This window comes from Micrococcus sp. 140720015-1 (genome assembly GCF_053627595.1).
Map to the genome: position 1 here is coordinate 389,974 of NZ_JBSEYC010000004.1, position 6,000 is coordinate 395,973.

Genomic DNA, 6,000 nt, shown 5'->3' on the forward strand with positions numbered 1-6,000 from the left:
GCCGCCCAGCGTCCTCCCCTGACATGTCTGCACGCTCTTCCCATCCCATCGGGGGCTCGAGCGCGAGGCACCACGGCTCCAGGACGTATCCACGGGACTCGGTCATCCTCCGGGCGGCTGCCCGGTCCCACCGCACCAGATGTCTCCCGCGACGCACGCATCCATCTCGTCGACTCCCCGAGCCCCCGACCTAGGCTCCAGGGCATGGAGATCACCGCCGGGCGCCGCAGCCTCGCCTACGTCGCCGACGGGGAACAGGAATGCTGCGGCGAGCGGGTCCTCGTGGGAGAAATCGTCGACATGGTCCTCCTCCCCTTCTCGGATGAGGACCAGGATCCCCCGCTCGGGCCCGTCGACTGAATCATGACCCATCACGATGACGGAGACCCATCCCGCCCTGCCCACCGAGTAAGCGCCCGGCTGCAGCGGGTGCAACAGATCCACTCCCGATGGCGGGGGGCATCGGGCAACGCGGTGGAAGGCGTGGAATGGGAGCGTGCTCCCGGCGCTGCGCAGCTCGTGGAGATGGCTCGGTTGCCGAGCAGAGGCGACCTGTACAACCAGATCCCGGAGGAGCCCGGCCACGCAGGCATGCCCCTCTATCCCCAGGGGCGTCGACGCTCTTCTACGTGGGGGGGGCTGCAGTCCCATGCTCCCCCAGCTTCCGAGCCCAGGAGGCTGGCTTCTGGAGCTGAAGATCCTCGTGGGCCTCGGTTCACAGACCTGGCGACGGGCCGGCCTCAACCACCGGCTCGCCAGTTGCTCGTTGGTTCGTGCAAGGCTCCGGCGTCCGTCGCCCTCGGCGGGTCGCCATGCTCGACCGGACGCGAGCCGGCGCACCACCGTGCGGGGCGGGTCAAGGGGCACACCCAGCTGGACATCCTGGCGGGCAGATGCCCGATGCCGGCGGCGAGGCCACACCCCACCTTGCCCTGCGATCGGTTACCGGTGGTAATGTGCCGCCATTATTCATTCGACCCCTTATGGAGCCCCTGAATACATGAGCGACGGCCCCGCCGCCTGCCCTGGTGACAGTCCGAGCGTCACCCCCACCCCCACCCCGCAGCCGGCGGGGTCGCCTGCACCTCGTGAGGAGGTGACTCAGGCATGGATCCAGTCCTGACACTGATCCTCGGCTCCCTCATCATCCTGGCGATCATCGCCGCCAACGGCTTCTTCGTGGCCCAGGAATTCGCGTACATGTCTGTAGACCGCGTCCGCCTGCAGACCGCCGCCAAGGCCGGCGACCGCGCCGCCGCCCGCGCACTGCAGGTCACTCGCCGCACCTCCTTCATGCTCTCCGGCGCGCAGCTGGGGATCACGGTCACAGGCCTCATGGTGGGCTACGTGGCTGAGCCGATGGTGGGTGCGGCCCTGACCGAGTTGCTCGGCGGCACCGCACTGCCTTCTGGAGTGGTCATCGCCGTCTCCACGCTGGGCGTACTGGTGGTGGCCACCCTGGTGCAGATGATCATCGGCGAGCTGTACCCCAAGAATTTGGCCATCGCCAACCCCGAGCCCCTGGCCCGCGCTCTGGCCCGGCCCACACAGATCTATCTCGGCCTGTTCGGCTGGCTCATCTGGGTCTTCGACAAGGCGGCCGAGGTGCTGCTCAAGCTCCTGCGCATCGAGCCAGTGCACGACGTCGACAGCACCGCCACCGCCGAGGACCTGGACCGCATTGTCCTGGACTCCAGAGCTTCCGGATCCTTGCCCGCGGAGGTCTCCGTCCTGATCGACCGCGTGCTGGACTTCCCAGACCAGGACGTGCAGCACGCGATGGTGCCCCGCTCGCGTGTGGACGAGGTTCATCCCCAGACCTCCCTGGCTCAGGTGCGCAACCTGATGGCCACCGGCCACACCCGCTACCCGGTGATCTCGAACGACCACGAACCGCTCGGGGTAGTCCACCTCACCGACGTGCTCGGTGGGACCCGGATGGCCCCGGGCACCCCCGTGTCCGCCCTGATGCGCCCTGCACTGGTGCTGCCCACGATGATGCCCCTGCCCGACGCAGCCCGGGAGCTCGACGGCTCAGGGCAGCAGATGGCGTGCATCGTGGACGAGTTCGGCGGCTTCGTCGGCGTGCTCACCGTGGAAGACCTCGCGGAGGAGCTCGTGGGCGAACTCACGGACGAGCACGACCTGCACCCCCAGGAGGAGATCACCGCCACAGGCCTGCACTCCTGGGTCCTGAGCGCGGAGGCCCACCTGGACGAGCTCGAGCGCCTCGTCGGGCACCCCCTGCCCGTGACCGAGGCCGAGTCCGCCGCCGGTCTGGCCATCGACGCTCTGGGCCGTCTGCCCCGGGAAGGCGAGGTCATCACGATCGACCTGCCCGAGGACCCACGAGACTTCGGGGCTGAGGAGGTCTACGACCGCCACCTGCAGGTCGAGGTGCTCTCCATCCGACGCAGGGTCCCGGCTCGACTGCGGATCCACCTCATCGAGGTGCCCCGCTCTGACACCGCCGGCAGCCATGCCGCCCACGAGGCCCAGCCCGACGCCACCACGGACGAGGAGCGATGATGCACGGTCCACTGATCGTCATGCTCGTGACCACAGCGCTGATCGTGCTCAGCGCGATCTTCGTCATCATGGAGTTCTCCCTGCTGGGCGCCCGCCGGCACCGACTGGAGGCCGAGGCAGGACGCAGCCGCGCCGCACGGGCCGCTCTCAAGGGAGTCGACGAGCTGACCCTCATGCTCGCCGCAGCCCAGTTGGGCATCACCTTGTGCACCTTCGCCCTGGGGGCGATCACCAAGCCGGCCGTCGACGCATGGCTCGGCCCCGTCCTGGAGGACTGGGGCATCCCCGCGACGGCAGCCGGAACCGCCTCCTTCGTCCTGTCCTTGCTGGCCGTGACCTTCCTTCACCTGGTCATCGGGGAGATGGCCCCCAAGTCCTGGGCCATTGCCCACCCCGAGGCCGCAGCCAAAGCCGTGGCCGTGCCCGCACGCGCCTTCGTCTGGACCGTTCGCCCCCTGCTGCTGCTTGCCAACCGGCTGGCCAACCGCCTGGTGACCCTCAGCGGCGTCACCCCCGTGGACCAGGCCGCCGTGGGCGGCTACGACGCAGCGGCCATTCGTCAGCTGGTTGAGCACTCTGCCGCCGCCGGCACCCTGGACCGGCAGAACCATGAAGCCTTGGCCGGTGCCCTGGACCTTCAGACCCTCACTCTCGGGGACCTCCTCCCCCAGGGTCAGCGCCCGGTCAAGGTCGCCCCCGATGCCGACGTCGAGGCGGTCCAGAATGCCGCTGCGCGCTCAGGGCACCTGCGTATCCTGGTCCAGCCGGACCACACCCCTGAGAGCGTTCCGGGCGTCGTCCACGTGCGGGACACCCTCACGATGGAGCCTTCTGCGCCGATCCAGCCGCTCATCCAGGAGGCTCTGACGCTGCCTTCCACCACACCGTTGCACGAAGCACTCGCCTCCATGCGCCGCAACAGCCGTCAGCTGGCCGCAGTGACCCAGGACAACCGATTCACTGGGGTCGTCACCCTCACCGACGTATTGCGCGGAGTGTTGCCCCGCGCGGCTTAGGGCGTGTTGCCAAAGGGTAGTAGTCAGCCAATGCAGTGTCGCGGCGAGGCAGGGCCCGGCGTGATAGCTCCGGGCGTACTTGTCCGAGCGCATCGCGATTCCTCGCCACTGTTTGAGCCGGTTGAAGCACCGCTCCACGACATTGCGGCCCCGATAGCGCTGGCGCTGGTCTCCACCGAAGTCGATCGGTCTTCCTGGGCGGCGGCGCCGGTGCGCGATCTGATCGGCCCGCTCGGGGATCGTGGCCGCGATGCTATGCCGGCGCAGCCAAGCCCGCTTCGCCTTCGAGGGGTAGCCCGTGTCCGCAATCAGGCGGTCAGGCCGCGCCGTGGGCCGCCCACGGGCGCCGGCCACGCTGATCAGCTCCAGCGGGTGGCTAACATCGAGGTGTCCGCCATCTGCCCGCCGGTCACCACGAACGCCAGCACCCTGCCCTTGCCATCACAGCCCAGATGGGACTTCGTCGTCAGACCGCCGCGGGAGCGTCCGATGGCATGATCAGCCGGCTCGTCCCCGGATTTCTTGTAGTTCGTCAGGGCCCCCTGTGGGGCGGGGCAGGGTCGCCCCGTGCGGATGGACGCGCACGATCGTGGAATCGATCGAGGCCACCCAATCCAGCTCGCCAGCCTGCTGTGCCATCGACTGAGTGCGCTCGAGCACGCGCTCCCACACACCCTGGGCGGCCCACCGGTTGAAGTTCTTGTAGATCGTGTTCCAGTTCCCGAACCGCTCGGGCAGATCCCGCCACGGAGCTCCGGTGCGGAAGCCCCACGCGGTGGCCTCGACCACCGCGCGCCGATCCACCGGGGGCCGACCCGTGGACTTCGGGGCAGGGAACAGCGGGCCGATCACGGCCCAGACCTCGTCCGAGATGACATCACGCGACACCCCTCAAGACTGGCGCACCCAAAGCTTGAAACCCTTTAGCAACACGCTCTAGGGGCGGAGGCTGGCGATGAGCTCCTCGGCCCTGGCGCGGATCTCGTCGCGAACCGGGCGGACCTCGTCGATTCCCTTGCCGGCCGGATCGTCGAGCTGCCAATCCTCGTAAGGCTTTCCGGGGTAGAACGGGCAGGCGTCACCGCAGCCCATAGTGATCACGACGTCGGAGGCCTGGACGGATTCCGGGGTGAGAATCTTGGGCGTCTGGTGGGAGAGGTCGATCCCGACATCTCCATCGCGGCCACGGCTGCGGGGTTGATCGTGTCGGCGGGTGCGGAACCGGCGGAGCGGACCTTGATGCGGTTGCCGGCGAGTTCACGAAGCCAGCCGGCTGCCATCTGCGAACGACCGGCGTTGTGGACGCAGACGAACAGGACACTGGGCCGTGCGGTCAGGAGGATCTCCAAAGTCGGCGGCGGGGGTTCAGGCGATGTCGAGGAAGGAACGGAGCTCGGCGAAGGCCGACGGCACAACGGAGTAGTGCGCCCAGCGGCCCTTCTGCTCGCGCGTGAGCAGGCCAGCGTCGACGAGCTTCTTCATGTGGTGACTCACGGTCGGCTGGCTGATGCCCAGCGGCTCGGTGAGATCACAGGCGCAGACCGAATTGCAACCCTGAGCAGCGACATGGGATAGAAGCCGGAGACGGGTCGGATCGGAAAGCGCCTTGAGCAAGGACGCGATCCTCTCGGCCTCGACGCTGTCGACGGGCCCCGCTGAGAGCCTGCAGCACTCCTCAGGGCCGTTCATCGTCTCGAGCCCGGCAGCTGTGATCGCGGTCGTCGTGGACATGCCCCCACCTTACATTGACAGTCATCGATGTGAAGCATAGCGTTCGCATCGATATCCGTCGATGGAAGGTTCGGCCCCCCTCATGAGTACGACCACCAAGGATGTGGAGCAGCCCCGCGTGATGAAGGAGATGTCCTTCCTCGATCGCTGGCTCCCGGTGTGGATCCTGGCCGCCATGGCAGTGGGTCTCCTGCTGGGGCGGTTCATCCCCGGCCTGAACACCGCGCTGGAGGCGGTGAAGATCGGATCCGTGTCCCTGCCCATTGCGATCGGACTGTTGGTGATGATGTACCCGGTCCTGGCGAAGGTCCGCTACGACGAGACCCGGCGCATCGGCGCGGACCGACGCCTGCTGGTGACCTCGCTGGTGCTGAACTGGATCGTCGGCCCGGCACTCATGTTCGCCCTGGCCTGGATCTTCCTGGCCGACCTTCCGGAGTACCGCACCGGCCTGATCATCGTCGGGCTCGCACGCTGCATCGCGATGGTCCTCATCTGGAACGACCTCGCCTGCGGTGACCGAGAAGCAGCTGCGGTGCTGGTCGCGATCAACTCCGTCTTCCAGGTGATCGCCTTCGGTGCCCTGGGCTGGTTCTACCTCCAGGCGCTGCCGTCCTGGCTGGGGCTGCCGACCACGTCGGCCGAGTTCTCGATCGGCGCGATCGTCCTCAGCGTGCTGATCTTCCTCGGGATCCCGCTGGTCGCAGGGTTCCTGACCCGCATC

6 protein-coding genes and 2 pseudogenes are annotated in these 6,000 nt (G+C 67.9%); 4 read left to right on the forward strand and 4 right to left on the reverse strand.

Annotated features, from left to right (window positions below; all coding sequences use genetic code 11):
- Positions 1-204 precede the first annotated feature (204 nt).
- From ACUXPL_RS09110 to ACUXPL_RS09120, 3 genes are all read left to right on the forward strand, one after another.
- Positions 205-360, forward strand: coding sequence for a hypothetical protein (locus ACUXPL_RS09110; RefSeq protein ID WP_454183358.1), 156 nt, complete (start codon positions 205-207; stop codon positions 358-360).
- Between the two features lie 747 nt (positions 361-1,107).
- Complete coding sequence (locus ACUXPL_RS09115) at positions 1,108-2,529, forward strand: hemolysin family protein (RefSeq protein WP_454183360.1); 1,422 nt, start codon at positions 1,108-1,110, stop codon at positions 2,527-2,529.
- The gene (locus ACUXPL_RS09120; RefSeq protein ID WP_454183362.1) at positions 2,529-3,545 is read left to right on the forward strand and encodes a CNNM domain-containing protein; all 1,017 of its coding nucleotides are present in this window, start codon (positions 2,529-2,531) and stop codon (positions 3,543-3,545) included. Before ACUXPL_RS09115 ends, ACUXPL_RS09120 begins: the two co-directional genes overlap by 1 nt.
- Before the next feature lie 24 nt (positions 3,546-3,569).
- Here the strand turns inward: ACUXPL_RS09120 and ACUXPL_RS09125 are convergent.
- The 4 genes and pseudogenes from ACUXPL_RS09125 to ACUXPL_RS09140 all read right to left on the reverse strand — a co-directional run.
- Positions 3,570-3,899: pseudogene (locus tag ACUXPL_RS09125) on the reverse strand (transposase); the annotation flags it as partial.
- 144 nt (positions 3,900-4,043) lie between these two features.
- The gene (locus ACUXPL_RS09130) at positions 4,044-4,433 is read right to left on the reverse strand and encodes an IS5 family transposase (protein ID WP_409480710.1); all 390 of its coding nucleotides are present in this window, start codon (positions 4,431-4,433) and stop codon (positions 4,044-4,046) included.
- 48 nt (positions 4,434-4,481) lie between these two features.
- Positions 4,482-4,960, reverse strand: a pseudogene (locus tag ACUXPL_RS09135) (arsenate reductase ArsC).
- Positions 4,911-5,276 carry an ArsR/SmtB family transcription factor gene (locus ACUXPL_RS09140; RefSeq protein WP_044658723.1) on the reverse strand — a complete coding sequence of 122 codons (366 nt, stop codon included), beginning with the start codon at positions 5,274-5,276 and terminating at the stop codon, positions 4,911-4,913. The pseudogene ACUXPL_RS09135 and the gene ACUXPL_RS09140 overlap by 50 nt, the downstream one beginning before the upstream one ends.
- 82 nt (positions 5,277-5,358) lie before the next feature.
- Here ACUXPL_RS09140 and ACUXPL_RS09145 point away from each other — a divergent pair.
- Positions 5,359-6,000, forward strand: a 642-nt coding sequence (locus ACUXPL_RS09145; protein WP_454183365.1) for an arsenic resistance protein, incomplete at its 3' end; no start/stop codon positions are given.